A 17,363-nucleotide genomic window follows, 5' to 3' on the forward strand; every position below is an offset into this window, starting at 1 on the left:
ATGCTAATTGTATTTCATTTGTATCGTCCTGATTTCACTATGCCCGCCTTTGTTACCGGAAACGTTAATCCCAACCCTTGGAGCACGATCCCAGCGGGGAAGCCATGAACCTTCAATTTTTAATGGCGGCTGATCCGCTTTTTTACCTGTGACGTTCCAGCTGAATTCGTAATAACGTCCAAAGCGACTTTGTAAATTGAGGTTAATGGTCTCCGATTTTCCGGAAATTTCCTGACTACTCACCTCTTTATAAACACCATCTTTTCTCTGCCACAAAGTAAGCTTGTCTTTCATTATACCAAATCCGATGGCATTACCGGCATCGCCATAAACAGTAATATTTTGTGCGATATCATCTTTCGGAATTACCTCTGTGGAAAAATTATAATTACCATTTTTTACAACTAAACCCAGGAAATTACCCGTAGAAGCCGGATTTTTATTTTCAATTTCTAATAGTCCGCTTTGAATTTTATACGCAGGTTTTGGAAAACTGACATCATATACCCATGAAATATCAGCAGTTTTTTTATCAAAACTAACCTGTAAATCTTCGTTGGTTTTTGTACTTGCAGCTTGTGGTACTTCGGCTTGTGCGGGTGTTGTTTTACCGTAGCGGAATGTTGGCCATTGGGAAGTTTCATCCCAAACAAGTTCGCTTAGCACGCCTTGTCTGCCTGCATAGTTAAAATCTGCACCATTGTAAGCGTGGTGTAAATAAAAATATCGGTTATCAGGTGTTATAACGACCGTTCCATGCCCTGGACATTTCCAGGTTTCATCGCCTACAAGAACCGGATTTCCTGAGAATTTTTTCCACGGGCCTTGTAATTTTTCCGCTCTTGCCATACCAACCTGGTAATTGCAATTTTCACCACAACATGCGTTTCCGGAATAAAGCATATACCAGTATTTTCCCTTTTTAAATATGGCCTGGCCTTCCGCACCGCCACCTTCCCAGTTATTGGCATCCGCTTTTATCAAACTAAATTCTTTTCCGATCACCTTTAAACCATCATCAGAAAGTTCAGCACCGAGTATTTCAATACCCCTTCCTTTATCCAGACCGTACGCTTTCCAGGTAAAAAATAATTTCCCATGATCCTCCACAACAAAACCGTCAATAGCTTCCTTTGTCCATTCCAGAAGTAAACCATGGTCGGTAAAGCCTTTTTTTATATCTTTTGTACTGGCCACACCTATAAAAGATTGCTTGTCAGATTTGCGGCGGGCAGTGTAATAAACAAAGAAGGTACCATTGCGATAAAACAATTCCGGTGCCCAATAACTGCCCATTGTCCATGCAGGTAATTCGGCAAAAACAGGACCTAAATATTCCCAGTCCACCAGGTTTTTTGATGTGTAGATAGGATAAGCCGGTCCCCATTCCGATGAAGTTCCTGCTGCGTAATAAGTGTCCCCTACCCGAATAACAGAAGGGTCAGCGAAATCTCCGGCAATAACCGGATTTCGATAAGTACTAACAGATTTTGGATTTATTTTTTGAGCAAAAACAGTTCCGGTAAGAATGAGGTAAAGGAATGAGACACGGAGAAGCAGATTCATAAAGTTTTATTGGTTACAAAATCAGGTGAATAAAGAGAATTATTTGTAAGAAACCAATTTGTATTAATTACAGTAAACCGGATTTTGCTATTAAAACCATTTTTGAAAATCAGAAAAATTGTAAAATGAATAATAGTTTCCAGTTGTAAACAGCTTGTAGGCGTGTGATGGAATAAGATTTGTATGGTTTGGCCGGATGACAAAGTACATATTATGAACGAAGATTATTTAAGATATAGCGACCTGAATTTAGCCGAGGCGAAAGAAATTCAAAATGAATTACGTGAAAAAATAAGCCTTAAACCGAATACCAAACCGATTCAGACTATTGCTGGTGCAGATATATCCCTCAACAGATTTAGTGAAATTATTTTCGCAGGAATAGTAATTCTTCGATATTCTGATTTACAACCCATCGCTTATTCTATGGTGGAAAGTAAAACAAGTTTCCCTTACATACCCGGATTTCTGGCTTTCAGGGAAGTCCCGGCTTTGGTTCAGGCATTGAAACAGATTCCGGTACAACCAGATGTTTTTATGATTGACGGTCATGGAATTGCACATCCCAGACGCATGGGAATTGCCGCACATTTTGGAGCGTTGACAGGCACGGTAACGATGGGTTGTGCCAAGAATATTCTGTTTGGTAAATGGCAGGAGCCAGGGATTCAGAAAGGTGATTATAGTCTAATAATAAACAAAGAGGAAACCATTGGATATGCTTTCCGATCAAAATTCAAAACCAATCCGGTTTTCATTTCTCCGGGAAATGGTATGAGCTTAGCGGATAGTCTGGATATAGCCATCCGTTGTGCAGGAAATTACCGGTTACCAGAACCTACGCGCAGAGCGCATGAATTTGTTAATTTATTTCGTACAGGAAAGTTGAAAGAAGGTTATCATGAACTATCGCCTCAGCTCTTATTTTGAAGCCAACGTTTTTTTATTTTTCTGAGCAGCACCTGAAATCCGTATTTTGAATAAAGTTGGCCAGTTTTTACCTGTTATGTAAAAGGCATTTTCCAAAGGCTGATATGCGATACCATTCAAAACACTCGATCCGGTTTGATCAACTTCTGCCGGAATGATTTTCTTCATATCCATGGAAGCTACAACTTTTCCGGTTTCCACGTCAATCTGAATAATTTTATCGGTCTCCCAGATATTGGCAAAAACATATCCGTCAACATATTCCAGTTCATTGATTTTAAGAACAGGTCCTTTGTTGTCATAAATTTCAACCTCACCGGTTTTTTGAAATTCGGTGTCGAAAAAGTAAAGTTTATTAGATCCGTCGCTCATGATTATTGTTGAATCATGATGTGTCATTCCCCAGCCCTGTGTATAATAAGTAAAAGTTTTGTCCAGGGTAAAATCCATATTATAACGGAAACCTACACCGGTCGTCCAGGTTAACTGGTAAATTTTATCATTTACAATTGTTAAGCCTTCTCCAAAATACTGATCCGTAAGCGGTACCGATTTTATAGTTGCACCTGTTTTTAAATCAATTTTCAATAAAAGTGATTTCCCGTTTTCTCCGGTACTTTCGTATAGTTCACCTTTATAAAATTCCAGTCCTTCTGTAAAGCTTGTTTTTTGATGTGGAAAGGATGATAAAACGTTGTAAGACATTTCTTTTGGTGTGATATCAGATACCAGTTCAACCGATAAAGTGTCTGTAAATTTCTCTTTGGATTTTGTAGTACCGCTTACAATAAGCTGTTTCCAACCTGTTTTTTCGGATTCTGCTTTTACAAAAACAGAGTCAGAAACTGGTTTGGCACTACTTACCTCTGCACCATTCCATTTCACTGCCAGTTCGGCAACAGGTTGCGTAAAACCAATAGCAATAGAATCTCCTATACTAAATCTGCTTTTTGAAGTAACGGCTACCGGTATTTTCTGAACTGGCGATGTCTCTGCTTTCTTTTCCTGTTTACAAGAAAAAACAACAAAACTTATCAATATAACAAGAAGAAAATGTGTGTTACGCGTATTCATAAATGTGTTTTTCAATTTGATTGCAATATCTGTAAAATCGTCAAAACGACTTCCTGTTTTCCAAGAATATTTAGACGGTGTTCAAAAACAATATTAATTTCCTGATTTTATTAAAACAAAAAATCCTGCTGCCATCGTATCAGGCAGCAGGATATAAGAAGAAGTTTTAAAGCCTAAGCTTCTCCGCCCGGTCCGCCAAAACTGATTGGAAAATTAAAAGAAGGATCCGTGTCGTGATTACTTTGTATCGGACCATACTGGTCTTCATATTTTTCTATGTTATCATTAAGCGCAGCTACCAAACGTTTGGCATGTTCTGGCGTAATGATAATACGTGCCTTCACTTTTGCACGGGGAACACCTGGCATCAGACGTATAAAATCCAATATAAATTCGCTGTTTGAGTGAGCGATCATAGCAAGATTTGAGTAAACTCCTTCGGCCATCTCCTCCGAAAGTTCTACATTAATTTGCTGCTCGTTTTCTTTGTTGTCTTCCATCGTTAAGTTTTCGGTAGTAATTGGGTGCAGGATATATTTTCAAAAAGTTCTTAACATCATTCAAAAATGAAAATTACTAAAATTATACAGCATCTAAAAACAAAGAGCCGGTTCCGCTTGCACAGAACCGACTCTTTTTATCTTATACTTAAATCCTTACTAAACCAACTCACGTTTTTTACGTGATTGTTTTTCGCGGGATTCAGCCAATGCATCGTATTCTTCTTTCGATCCAACGATGATATCAACGTATTTACGCATACCAGTACCGGCCGGGATTAAGTGACCAACGATTACGTTTTCTTTCAAGCCTTTCAATTCGTCACGTTTTCCACGTACGGCAGCTTCTGAAAGTACTTTCGTTGTTTCCTGGAACGAAGCCGCAGAAACAAAGCTTTCAGTACCTAACGAAGCTTGTGTGATACCCATCAAAGTAGGTTTCGCCACAGCAGCCTGTGCATCACGCGCAGCAACCAATTTTAGGTCACGACGTTTCAAGCTTGAATTTTCATCACGTAAACGACGTACTGAAATGATCATACCTGGTTTAAGTGTTTCCGAGCTACCAGCATCTTCAACCACTTTCATGTCAAGTATTTTATCATTTTCTTCACGGAATACAACGCGGTCAACTGCCTGCATTTCAAGGAAGTTAGTATCACCTGCGTCAAGTATTTCTACTTTCTGCATCATCTGGCGTACGATACACTCGATATGCTTGTCATTGATCTTCACACCTTGCAGACGATATACCTCCTGAATTTCATTCACAAGATATTCCTGAACTGCTGTTGGTCCTTTGATAGACAAGATATCAGCTGGTGTGATCGCTCCATCGGATAACGGATCACCTGCTTTCACGAAGTCACCATCCTGAACAAGAATGTGTTTCGAAAGAGCAACCATGTAGCGGCGTTGTGTACCATCTCTTGATTCGATATGAATCTCGCGGTTACCACGTTTAACACCACCATAAGCAACTACACCGTCGATTTCAGAAACCGTTGCAGGGTTTGATGGGTTACGCGCTTCGAATAATTCCGTTACACGCGGCAGACCTCCCGTAATATCGCGGGTTTTTCCAACCACACGTGGGATTTTCGCCAAAGGCTGACCCGCTTTAATCGGCGAACCATTCTTAACAACCAAACGAGCTCCAACTGGTAAGTTATATCCTTTTTCAGTTTGGTCTTTCAACAACGTGCTCTTTCCTTTAACCACCAATGCAGGGTTTTTGGTTTTATCACGTGTTTCAATAATAACTGATTCCTGGAAACCTGTTTGCTCATCGAATTCTTCACGGTAGGTAATTCCTTCTTCAATAGCATCGAATGAAACGGTACCAGTGAATTCAGAAAGAATAACTGCGTGATATGGATCCCATGTACAAAGCTCCTGTCCTTTTGTTACTTTGTCGCCGTCTTTTACAAGAAGCTGAGCACCGTAAGGAACGTTATTAGAGATTAGCAACTGACCAGTTTCAAGGTTAACGATTTTCACCTCACCTGAACGGCCCATTACTACTGTAATAGGATCTCCGTCATTATTTACTGAATCAACCAGACGAAGTTCTTCAAACTGAATAGTTCCGTCAAACTTCGCTTTGATGTTGGCATCAACAGAAATGTTGGATGCCGTACCACCCACGTGGAATGTACGAAGTGTAAGCTGCGTACCTGGCTCACCAATTGACTGCGATGCAATTACACCGACAGCTTCACCGATGTTAACCATGTAAGCCGAAGCAAGAGAACGTCCGTAACATTTCGCACAAACACCATTACGTGTTTCGCAAGTAAGTACAGAGCGAATTTCTACGCTTTCGATACTTGTTTCATCAATATAAGAAGCGATTTCTTCTGTGATTTCCTGACCAGATGTAAGGATAATTTCTCCTGACAAAGGATCAAATACATCATGCACACTAACACGGCCTAAAATACGCTCAGAAAGTGGTTCAACGATATCTTCGTTGTCTTTCAAAGCAGAGATGGCAATACCACGAAGTGAACCACAGTCATTTTCAACCACTACAACATCCTGCGCAACGTCATGTAAACGACGGGTCAGGTAACCTGCATCCGCTGTTTTCAAGGCTGTATCCGCAAGACCTTTACGTGCACCGTGCGTTGAGATAAAGTATTCCAAAACGTCAAGACCTTCTTTAAAGTTAGAAAGAATCGGGTTTTCAATAATTTCACCTGCTCCACCAGCCATGTTTTTCTGAGGCTTGGCCATAAGACCCCTCATTCCACCCAGCTGACGAATTTGTTCACGGGAACCACGTGCACCTGAGTGCATCATCATATAGATGGAGTTAAATCCACCCTGATCCGTTTCCAATTGCTTCATCAATGTTTCTGTGATACGTGAGTTAACACGTGTCCAGATATCGATAACCTGGTTGTAACGTTCGTTTTCAGTGATAAGACCCATCAAGTAGTTACTCCAGACGTTTTCAACGTCTATTTTCGCCTGCTCGATCAGTTTTACTTTTTCGTCTGGTACCATTACATCATTAAGCCCCATTGACAAACCACCTTTAAAGGCCATTTGGAAACCGAGTTCTTTGATCTCATCCAGGAATTGCGCTGTACGGGCAACACCTGCAAGTTTAAATACCAAACCGATGATCTGCTGTAATTTTTTCTTGGTAAGCAATTCATTAATATAACCTACCTCAGCTGGAACCGCCTGGTTGAACAGGATACGGCCGGCAACTGTGTCGACTAATTTAATTTCAAACGTTCCATCATCGTTACGTACACGCAGACGGCATTTGATATTGGCATGCTTGGAAAGTTTGCCTTCGTTGATCGCGATGATAACTTCATCAGGACCGTAGAAAATCATTCCTTCACCAATAATTGGATACTCAGGAGTGCTTACACGACCTTTTGTTACATAATACAGACCCAAAACCATGTCTTGTGATGGTACCGTAATCGGTGCACCATTGGCAGGGTTAAGGATGTTATGTGAAGAAAGCATCAACATCGAAGCTTCCAAAACGGCTTCCTGACCCAATGGCACGTGAACGGCCATCTGGTCACCGTCAAAGTCAGCGTTGAATGCAGTACACACCAATGGGTGTAACTGGATCGCTTTTCCTTCGATCAGCTTAGGCTGGAACGCCTGGATACCTAAACGGTGAAGCGTTGGAGCACGGTTTAGAAGAACAGGGTGTCCTTTCAAAACGTTTTCCAAAATATCCCAAATCACAGGATCCTTACGATCTACGATTTTCTTAGCTGATTTTACAGTTTTAACAATTCCGCGCTCGATAAGCTTGCGAATGATAAACGGCTTGAATAATTCAGCAGCCATATCTTTCGGCAAACCACACTCGTGCAATTTCAATTCCGGTCCTACAACAATTACAGAACGACCAGAATAATCGACACGCTTACCAAGTAAGTTTTGACGGAAACGTCCTTGCTTACCTTTAAGCATATCAGAAAGTGATTTCAAGGCACGGTTCCCTTCAGAACGTACCGCGTTCACTTTACGACTGTTATCAAAAAGCGAATCAACCGCTTCCTGCAACATACGTTTTTCGTTACGCAAGATTACTTCAGGAGCTTTGATCTCGATCAAACGTTTCAGACGATTGTTACGAATGATAACGCGGCGATACAAGTCATTTAAGTCAGAAGTCGCAAAACGACCACCGTCAAGAGGTACAAGCGGACGAAGTTCTGGTGGAATTACCGGAACCATTTTGATCACCATCCATTCCGGGCGGTTTTCAACACGTGTATTTGCATCACGGAAAGCTTCAACAACTTTCAGACGTTTAAGCGCTTCCGCTTTACGTTGCTGAGATGTATCTGTTGCAGCCTGGTGACGAAGTTCGTAAGAAAGCTCATCCAGTTTGATACGGTTCAAAAGCATTTCCAGCGCATCAGCACCCATCTTCGCGATAAACTTATTTGGATCCGTGTCCGGAAGCAATTGGTTTTCACGAGGAAGTTTGTCAACGATGTCAAGATATTCGTCTTCTGTAAGGAAGTCAAGGTAGCTAACGCCATCTTCTTCTTTAACACCCGCCTGAACTACGGCATATCGCTCGTAGTAAATGATCTGATCCAGTTTTTTGGTAGACAATCCAAGCAAATAACCGATTTTGTTCGGTAAGCTACGGAAGTACCAGATGTGTGCAACAGGAACCACAAGCTCAATGTGTCCCATACGCTCACGACGTACCTTTTTCTCAGTAACTTCTACACCGCAACGGTCGCAGATGATACCTTTATAACGGATACGTTTATATTTTCCACAATGACATTCCCAGTCCTTCACAGGACCGAAAATACGCTCACAGAACAAACCACCCATTTCCGGCTTATAAGTCCGGTAGTTGATAGTTTCAGGCTGGGTTACTTCACCGAATGAACTTTCCAGTATCGATTCAGGTGATGCCAGACTGATTGTCATTCTGGAAAAATCACTATTTAGTTTTTTGTTCTTTTTGAAAGACATAATTAAAGAGTCGTTTGTCTGTTAGTCGAAACTCAATTTGTATTGCATTTCTAAGCAGAGCGACATTGCTGCCGCTCTGCTTACGACTAAAATTAGTCCAGCGTAATTTCCAATGCCAATCCACGAAGCTCGTGAACAAGTACATTGAATGACTCCGGAATATTAGGTTTCGGAAGGTTTTCACCTTTTACGATAGCTTCGTATGCTTTGGCACGACCCACTACATCATCCGATTTCACGGTAAGGATTTCCTGAAGAATGTGAGATGCACCGAATGCTTCAAGTGCCCACACTTCCATTTCTCCAAAACGCTGACCTCCAAACTGTGCTTTACCACCCAACGGCTGTTGTGTAATAAGCGAGTATGGCCCAATCGAACGTGCGTGCATTTTATCATCAACCAAGTGACCCAGTTTCATCATGTACATAAGTCCAACTGTAATCGGCTGATCAAAACGTTCTCCGCTTAGTCCGTTGTAAAGATAAGTACGTCCCCAATCCGGCAATCCAGCTTCTTTCAACTCAGCTGCAACTTCTGCTTCCGTAGCTCCATCGAAGATCGGAGTAGCATAGCGACGACCAAGTTTAAGACCTGCCCATGCAAGAATTGTTTCGTAAATCTGACCTATGTTCATACGTGAAGGTACCCCAAGTGGGTTCAATACGATGTTCATTGGTGTTCCGTCTTCAAGGAATGGCATATCTTCATCACGTACAATACGGGCAACTACCCCTTTGTTACCGTGACGACCCGCCATTTTATCCCCTACTTTCAATTTACGTTTCTTAGCGATATATACTTTCGCAAGTTTCACGATACCGGCAGGAAGTTCATCTCCAACTTCAAGAGCGAAACGGTCACGTTTGAAACGGCCCATCAACTCGCTGCGAGCGTTAAGATAATTCTTCAATGCAAGAGAAACCTGACGGTTTGTATGCGCATCCTCAGTCCATGAATCAGTTAATACATCACCGATCAAGTTTACTTCCTCAACCACTGCATACTGGCTTTCATCACGGTATGGGTTGTTTGCAGGGAACAAGTTTTCAGAGATATTTCTCACGTTAAACTTCATTCCTTTGCTGATCAGCTCATCACCGAATTTATGTTTAACACCCTGGCTTGTTTTACCATCAACCAAAGCAACAAGCTTTTCAATAATACGTCCGCGAAGTGCTGTCAAATCACGGCCATATTTCTTCATAAGCAATTTCAATTCGTCCTTGTGCTTAGCACGCTCTTCTTTCGTCGGACGAGAGAAAAGTTTAGTATCAATAACAACACCTTTCATAGATGGAGGTGCTTTTTTCGAAGCATCTTTCACATCACCGGCTTTGTCACCAAAGATCGCACGAAGAAGTTTTTCTTCCGGAGTTGGATCGGATTCACCTTTTGGTGTAATCTTACCAATTAGAATATCACCTTCTTTTACTTCAGTACCAACTTGTACGATACCGTTTTCATCAAGGTTTTTAACAGTTTCTTCGCTTACGTTAGGAATCTCAGCAGTAAGTTCTTCTTCTCCACGTTTCGTATCACGAACTTCCAGTTCAAATTCTTCAATGTGAATAGAAGTAAAGATATCATCACGAACCACTTTCTCAGAGATTACAATCGCATCCTCAAAGTTATATCCCTGCCAAGGCATGAACGCTACCAAAAGGTTACGACCCAATGCAAGTTCTCCACCTTCTGTACCGTAACCCTGGCAAAGTGCTTCACCCTTAGAAACCCGCTGTCCTTTAAGAACCATAGGCTGAAGGTTTAAACAAGTATCCTGGTTGGTACGACGGAATTTAACAAGATCGTAAGAAACGCTGTCTTCAATAAAGCTGACAAGTTGTTCTTCCGGTGTTCTTTCGTAGCGAACAACGATTTTAGTTGCATCTACATATTCAATCACACCGTCACCCTCAGCTACTACCAATGCACGTGAATCCATCGCAACACGTTTTTCAAGGCCAGTTCCAACGATTGGCGCTTGTGGGCGCAACAATGGAACTCCCTGACGCTGCATGTTCGATCCCATCAGGGCACGGTTGGCATCATCATGTTCAAGGAAAGGAATAAGAGAAGCTGCAACCGATACAATCTGGTTAGCGGCAACGTCCATATAAGATGCCTGCGATGGATCAACCATCGGGAAGTCACCTTCAAAACGCGTCTTGATCTTGTCTACCGTAAAGTTTCCTTCTGCATCAACCGAAGCGTTAGCCTGGGCGATGTATTTGGAATCTTCCTCTTCGGCAGTCATATAAATAAGTTCGTTCGTCAGCTTTCCGCCGCTGTCGATCACACGATAAGGAGTTTCGATAAAACCCATTCCGTTAACTTTGGCAAATACGCAAAGAGATGAGATCAAACCAATGTTCGGTCCTTCCGGAGTTTCGATTGTACACAGACGACCGTAGTGGGTGTAGTGAACGTCACGAACCTCAAAACCTGCTCTTTCACGGGAGAGACCACCAGGCCCAAGCGCAGACATACGTCTTTTGTGGGTAATCTCAGCCAATGGATTTGTTTGATCCATGAACTGTGATAACTGGTTTGTACCAAAGAATGAGTTGATAACAGAAGAAAGCGTACGCGCGTTGATCAAATCAACAGGCTTGAAATCTTCGTTATCACGTACGTTCATACGTTCTTTAATGGTACGGGCCATACGAGCCAAACCTACACCGAACTGTGCGTAAAGTTGCTCTCCAACAGTACGAACACGACGGTTTGACAAGTGGTCAATATCATCGACAACTGCTTTCGCATTGATAAGACCGATCAAATACTTAACGATTGAAACGATATCACCAGTTGTCAGAACGCGAACGTCAAGACTTGTGTCAGAACCTAATTTTTTGTTGATACGATAACGACCAACATCTCCAAGGTCATAACGTTTATCACTGAAGAACAAACTTTGGATTACATCTCTTGCCGTTTGTTCATCCGGTGCTTCTGCGTTACGAAGCTGACGGTAAATTTGCTCAACAGCCTCTTTGTCAGAGTTTGAGCTATCTTTTTGCAGCGTGTTATAAATGATATTATAATCCGCAACATTCATGTCTTCTTTGTGAAGGATCACTGACTTCTGGCCAGATTCCACGATAACTTCGATATCCTCAGGAGTGATCGTTGAATCACGCTCAAGCAATACTTCGTTACGCTGGATAGAAACTACCTCTCCGGTATCTTCATCCACGAAATCTTCTGTCCAGGTGCGGAGAACTCTCGCAGCCAAACGACGGCCAACAGCTTTTTTCAAATTTGTAGGTGTCGCTCCGATTTCTTCAGAAAGTCCGAAGAGATCAAGGATGTCCTTATCAGAACCAAAACCGATGGCTCTTAAAAGCGTAGTAACCGGGAATTTCTTCTTACGGTCAATATATGCATACATAACATTATTCACGTCAGTTGAGAATTCAATCCATGAACCCTTAAACGGAATAATACGTGCAGAATATAATTTAGAACCGTTTGTGTGCTTGCTCATAGAGAAGAACACACCCGGCGAACGGTGTAACTGAGAAACAATAACACGTTCAGCACCATTGATTACAAACGAACCGCGATCCGTCATATAAGGGATATTTCCTAAAAATACCTCTTGTTCAATGGTTTCAAATTCTTCGTGATCAGCATCATTACATATCAAACGTAATTTTGCTTTTAGAGGAACGGCATAAGTCAATCCACGATCAATAGATTCGTCGACAGAATACTTTGGCGGCTCTAATAAATAATCGATAAATTCCAGCACGAAGTTGTCGCGTGAATCTGCAATAGGAAAGTTCTCAGCGAAAACTTTGTACAATCCTTCGTCAGAACGATCTTCTACTGATGTATCAAGACTGAAGAAATCCCGGAATGATTGTACCTGGATTCCCAACAGATCCGGATAATCAATAATCTGATTAATCCTGGAGAAATTTTTTCTGGGAGTTGCTTTAATTGTAGCCAAGGCTATGTCTGATTTTGGGTTAGTAGAACGAAAACCAAGCGACGATGTAACTCTTTACAACACGCAATCGTACTAATTAGTTTAAAACCTTAATCGTTTGCCTCGTAGAGAAATTTAGATAACGATCCCTTTTCTTCTTTTCTACGAGTAAAGAAGTGTTTCAGACCAATTATCCGGGAAGGAGAATTAGATTACCGAAAATGAAATTTTACTTTCGGCCATATATACCAAACGAAAAGAAGTGAAATTTGTTTGGTTTACATGCAAAATAGGAAAAGACCTGACGAAAGTCAGGTCTTGTTCCCAAGATTTTATTGATGTTTGGTATAAAGCAAATTACTTCACTTCAACTTCAGCACCAGCTTCTTCAAGTTGTTTTTTCAAAGCTTCTGCTTCGTCCTTAGCAACTCCTTCTTTAACTGGTTTCGGTGCACCGTCAACAAGTTCTTTTGCTTCTTTAAGTCCAAGACCTGTAAGGTCTTTAACCAATTTCACAACAGCTAGTTTACTAGCACCTGCTGCTTTCAAAATTACATCAAAAGACGTTTTCTCTTCAACTACCGGAGCGTCACCGCCACCAGCTGGACCTGCAACCACAACTGCACCTGCAGCAGCTGGTTCGATACCATATTCGTCTTTAAGAATTGCAGCCAATTCGTTCACTTCTTTAACCGTAAGGTTAACAAGCTGTTCCGCGAAAGCTTTCAAATCTGCCATTTTTATTTTTGATTTTGTGATTATACAAATAGATGAATTTTTGAGCTCAATATTAACTCTGACCCGCGGAGCTCAACCGGGCAGATATTCAATAAATTAGTCTTCTTTCTCAGATAAAGTCTTAAGAATACCAGCCAATTTGTTGCCACCGCTCGAAAGAGCCGAGATAACGTTTTTGGCAGGAGATTGCAACAGACCGATAATCTCTCCAACCATCTCTTGTTTAGATTTAAGAGCGATCAGAACGTCAAGCTGGCTTTCACCAACAAAAACAGATGAATCAACAGAAGCTCCTTTAAATTTAAGCTTGTCACTACCTGCTTTTTTCTTGAATTCTTTAATCAGCTGTGCAGGAACTTTACCTGACTCCGGGTGAAACATTACTCCGGAAAAACCTTTCAAAACTGTGTCGAAAGAAGAATAATCCGTATCTAGTGTTTCTAATGCTTTCTTAATCAGAGTATTCTTTACAACACGATACTCGATACCGCGCTCGAAGCACAGGCTTCTAAGTACGTTAACCTCACTTACAGTCATTCCTGCAGCACTGGTGATATAGAAGTATGGCGTGTTCGAGAATTTCTGACTTAGCTCGTCAATAATTACTGCTTTCTCTTCCCGTGTCATATTATAATCCTGGAATCGTGTTTTTGTCAATAGTCACACCCGGGCTCATCGTAGACGACAAGTGAATGCTTTTTACGTAAGTACCTTTTGCCGATGAAGGCTTAAGGCGGATCAAGGTATTAATAACCTCAGTCGCGTTCTGTGCAAGTTGGTCTGGTCCAAAAGAAACCTTTCCTACGCTTGTATGAATAATTCCCGATTTGTCAACCTTGAAATCAATCTTACCTGCTTTAACTTCTTTCACAGCTTTAGCTACATCTGGTGTAACTGTACCTGATTTAGGGTTTGGCATCAGACCACGAGGACCCAATACTTTACCTAACTTACCAACTTTTGCCATTACACTAGGCATTGTGATAATCACGTCGATGTCAGTCCAGCCTTGTTCTATCTTTGTGATAAACTCGTCAAGACCAACGAAATCTGCTCCTGCTTCTTTCGCTTCGGCTTCCTTATCAGGAGTACACAAAACCAATACACGAACATCCTTTCCGGTTCCGTGTGGCAATGTTACCACGCCACGTACCATTTGATCAGCTTTACGAGGATCAACGCCCAAACGAACGTCAATATCAACAGATGAATCAAATTTAGTATAAGAAATCGTCTTTAGGACCTCCGCTGCTTGTTCCAAGGTATAAGCCTGGGTTGCGTCGTATTTCGAAAGAGCGTCTTTTTGCTTTTTGGTCAATTTTCCCATGTTCTTTGTTTCTTTAGCGTATTTAAACTACGCTTAGTTGTTTTCTTCCCACGGGGCTTTGCCAGCTACGGTAATACCCATACTACGAGCCGTTCCCGCGATCATTTTCATAGCAGAATCAATTGTAAAGCAGTTTAGATCAGGCATTTTAGTCTCAGCGATCGTACGAACCTGATCCCAAGTAACTGAACCAACTTTAAGACGGTTTGGCTGAGCCGAACCAACTTTTACTTTTGATGCTTCCAGAAGAAGATTTGCGGCCGGGGGAGTCTTAATGACGAAGTCAAAAGACTTATCCTTGTAGTACGTAATAACTACCGGCAATACCACACCAGGTTTATCCTGAGTACGGCCATTGAATTGCTTACAAAACTCCATGATATTCAAACCTTTCGAACCTAATGCAGGCCCGATTGGAGGTGAAGGGTTGGCTGAGCCACCTTTTACCTGTAGTTTGACGTATCCACCTATTTCTTTTGCCATTGTTTTGGAATTTGTTCGGTTTACTGATCAATTAAACGGTTTACATGCAAGTGGAAGCTTACCCTGCCCGTTCTTTCAATCAATTATCCTTTTCTACTTGTGCGTAACTTAATTCAACGGGTGTATTACGCCCGAATATTTTTACAACTACATTGAGTTTTTTCTTCTCATCGAATACTTCTTCAACCAAACCGATAAATCCGCTGAACGGTCCATCTACCACCTTTACGGTTTCGCCTTTCATGAAAGACATGTTTGGTGCTTCTTCGTGGTGTTCTGCTTCGTCAACTCTACCAAGAATCCGGTTGATTTCTGACTGGCGCAAAGGCACCGGTACTTTTGAATTCCCTTCTGCGTTCCCTAAAAAACCGATCACTCCGGGAATACTTGTAATAATGTGTAAAACCTCACCTTTTGACAGATCAGCGGAAATGATAATGTATCCCGGGAAAAAGTTTTTTTCCCTAACCCGCTTTTTTCCATTACGCATTTCATATATCTTCTCAGAAGGAATAAGAATCTGCGGAACGAATTCTGTGAGTTTCTGCCGTGTTATTTCATTCTCGATGTAGGACTTGATCTTTTTCTCTTGTCCTGACACAGCACGTAATACAAACCAATTTAATCCACTCATACCATTCAGGGGGTGTCGCTAAAAAATAACCTTAGAAAGACTGATAAAACAGTCTGAGTGCGTTTTCAAAAACAAAGTCCATTACTCCTACCACAAAGGCAAAAATAAGTGATCCAACAAGCACTAATGTTGTGTTCGCCTGAAGCTCGTTAAAGGGAGGCCACGTAACATGCTCGGTCATTTCTTCCCAAGACGCTTTTAGAAACGAAGTAAATTTATCCATTTTTGCTTTTTGCTTATGCACGGGTGGAGAGATTCGAACTCCCATCAACGGTTTTGGAGACCGCTATTCTACCCTTGAACTACACCCGTATTTCGTGCTACCCAATCTTTCGGGCTGCAAAGATACAAATTTAATGTTATAAAAAACAAGTGCATTTCAAAAGAAATGCACTTGTTTTAAATCATTTATCTTGATTAGTCAAGAATTTCAGTTACCTGACCTGCACCTACGGTACGTCCACCTTCACGAATCGCGAAACGAAGACCTTTTTCCATAGCAATCTTGCTGATCAATTTCACTTCGATTGTGATGTTGTCACCTGGCATAACCATTTCAACACCAGCTGGAAGCGTGATTTCACCAGTTACGTCCGTGGTACGGAAGTAGAACTGAGGACGGTATTTGTTAAAGAATGGAGTGTGACGTCCACCTTCTTCTTTTGAAAGTACATAAACTTCACCTTTGAAAGATGCGTGAGGTTTTACTGAACCTGGCTTACAAATTACCATACCACGACGGATATCTTCTTTGTTAATACCACGAAGCAATAGACCTACGTTATCACCAGCTTCTCCACGGTCAAGGATTTTACGGAACATCTCAACACCAGTTACGGTTGATTTAAGACCTTCTGCACCCATACCTAAGATATCAACAGGCTCACCAGAGTTGATTACTCCTCTTTCGATACGACCAGTTGCAACAGTACCACGACCAGTGATCGAGAATACGTCTTCAACAGGCATAAGGAAAGGAAGATCAGTCATACGTGGAGGAATTGGAATGTAGCTGTCAACAGCGTCCATCAATTCTTCGATTGTTTTAACCCATTTGTCTTCGCCATTCAATCCACCCAAAGCAGAACCCTGGATTACAGGAATGTTGTCTCCATCGTAATCGTAGAAGCTAAGAAGCTCACGGATTTCCATTTCAACAAGTTCAAGTAGTTCTGGATCATCAACCATATCCACTTTGTTCATGAATACTACTAGTTGAGGAACACCTACCTGACGAGCCAAAAGAATGTGCTCGCGAGTTTGTGGCATAGGTCCATCAGTTGCAGCAACTACAATGATAGCTCCATCCATCTGAGCAGCACCAGTAACCATGTTCTTCACATAATCCGCGTGACCTGGACAGTCAACGTGAGCATAGTGACGGTTTGCTGTTGCGTATTCTACGTGCGATGTATTAATTGTGATACCACGTTCTTTCTCTTCAGGTGCATTATCAATTGATGAGAAATCACGCAATACTGCTAAACCCTTTTTTGCCAATACAGTTGTAATTGCCGCTGTAAGAGTAGTTTTACCGTGGTCAACGTGCCCGATAGTACCAATATTCACGTGGGGTTTCGAGCGGTCATACGTCTCTTTTGCCATGTCCTAAGTACGCTTAAAATTTGAAGTTATTACGAATTTATTAAACACTATTGATTGATCCCTTTTAGCTTACATTTACCAAGCCCTTC

The 17,363-nt window shown here is 41.5% G+C and carries 13 protein-coding genes and 1 tRNA gene; 1 reads left to right on the forward strand and 13 read right to left on the reverse strand.

Translation table 11 applies throughout. From position 1 onward, the window contains the following. Nucleotides 1-3 precede the first annotated feature (3 nt). Nucleotides 4-1,566, reverse strand: coding sequence for a glycoside hydrolase family 43 protein (locus LXL81_RS18050; protein ID WP_234648172.1), 1,563 nt, complete (start codon nt 1,564-1,566; stop codon nt 4-6). Between the two features lie 213 nt (nt 1,567-1,779). On the opposite strand from LXL81_RS18050, the gene nfi reads away from it, so the two are divergent. Next, a complete protein-coding gene (gene nfi / locus LXL81_RS18055; RefSeq protein ID WP_234648173.1) occupies nt 1,780-2,496 on the forward strand; it encodes a deoxyribonuclease V in 717 nt (238 codons plus the stop codon). Here nfi and LXL81_RS18060 read toward each other — a convergent pair. The 12 genes from LXL81_RS18060 to tuf form a co-directional block, all read right to left on the reverse strand. After that, a complete protein-coding gene (locus tag LXL81_RS18060) occupies nt 2,488-3,570 on the reverse strand; it encodes a glutaminyl-peptide cyclotransferase (protein WP_234648174.1) in 1,083 nt (360 codons plus the stop codon). The two genes, nfi and LXL81_RS18060, sit on opposite strands and share 9 nt — an antisense overlap. 173 nt (nt 3,571-3,743) lie before the next feature. Continuing rightward, entirely contained in the window at nt 3,744-4,070 is a 327-nt protein-coding gene (locus LXL81_RS18065; RefSeq protein WP_234648175.1) for a DUF3467 domain-containing protein, read from the reverse strand. Nucleotides 4,071-4,229: 159 nt separating this feature from the next. Beyond that, the gene (gene rpoC / locus LXL81_RS18070; protein ID WP_234648176.1) at nt 4,230-8,552 is read right to left on the reverse strand and encodes a DNA-directed RNA polymerase subunit beta'; all 4,323 of its coding nucleotides are present in this window, start codon (nt 8,550-8,552) and stop codon (nt 4,230-4,232) included. A gap of 92 nt (nt 8,553-8,644) precedes the next feature. Continuing rightward, complete coding sequence (rpoB, locus tag LXL81_RS18075) at nt 8,645-12,508, reverse strand: DNA-directed RNA polymerase subunit beta (RefSeq protein WP_234648177.1); 3,864 nt, start codon at nt 12,506-12,508, stop codon at nt 8,645-8,647. 336 nt (nt 12,509-12,844) lie between these two features. Next, complete coding sequence (rplL, locus tag LXL81_RS18080; protein ID WP_137340928.1) at nt 12,845-13,225, reverse strand: 50S ribosomal protein L7/L12; 381 nt, start codon at nt 13,223-13,225, stop codon at nt 12,845-12,847. Between the two features lie 96 nt (nt 13,226-13,321). Beyond that, nucleotides 13,322-13,852: a 50S ribosomal protein L10 gene (rplJ, locus tag LXL81_RS18085; protein ID WP_194123883.1), complete on the reverse strand. Its 531-nt coding sequence runs from the start codon at nt 13,850-13,852 to the stop codon at nt 13,322-13,324. Between the two features lies 1 nt (nt 13,853). Next, entirely contained in the window at nt 13,854-14,552 is a 699-nt protein-coding gene (rplA, locus tag LXL81_RS18090; protein WP_234648178.1) for a 50S ribosomal protein L1, read from the reverse strand. 33 nt (nt 14,553-14,585) lie between these two features. Continuing rightward, complete coding sequence (gene rplK, locus LXL81_RS18095; protein ID WP_090339956.1) at nt 14,586-15,035, reverse strand: 50S ribosomal protein L11; 450 nt, start codon at nt 15,033-15,035, stop codon at nt 14,586-14,588. Nucleotides 15,036-15,114: 79 nt separating this feature from the next. Next, complete coding sequence (gene nusG, locus LXL81_RS18100; protein ID WP_090339958.1) at nt 15,115-15,669, reverse strand: transcription termination/antitermination protein NusG; 555 nt, start codon at nt 15,667-15,669, stop codon at nt 15,115-15,117. A 31-nt stretch (nt 15,670-15,700) separates the two neighbouring features. Then, entirely contained in the window at nt 15,701-15,892 is a 192-nt protein-coding gene (gene secE, locus LXL81_RS18105) for a preprotein translocase subunit SecE (RefSeq protein ID WP_137341234.1), read from the reverse strand. Nucleotides 15,893-15,910: 18 nt separating this feature from the next. Beyond that, nucleotides 15,911-15,981: transfer RNA gene (locus LXL81_RS18110), tRNA-Trp, on the reverse strand. 105 nt (nt 15,982-16,086) lie between these two features. Further along, a complete protein-coding gene (gene tuf / locus LXL81_RS18115) occupies nt 16,087-17,274 on the reverse strand; it encodes an elongation factor Tu (protein WP_234648179.1) in 1,188 nt (395 codons plus the stop codon). Nucleotides 17,275-17,363 lie beyond the last annotated feature (89 nt).

The organism is Dyadobacter sp. CY356 (genome assembly GCF_021440195.1).
Taxonomy (GTDB): Bacteria; Bacteroidota; Bacteroidia; order Cytophagales; family Spirosomataceae; genus Dyadobacter.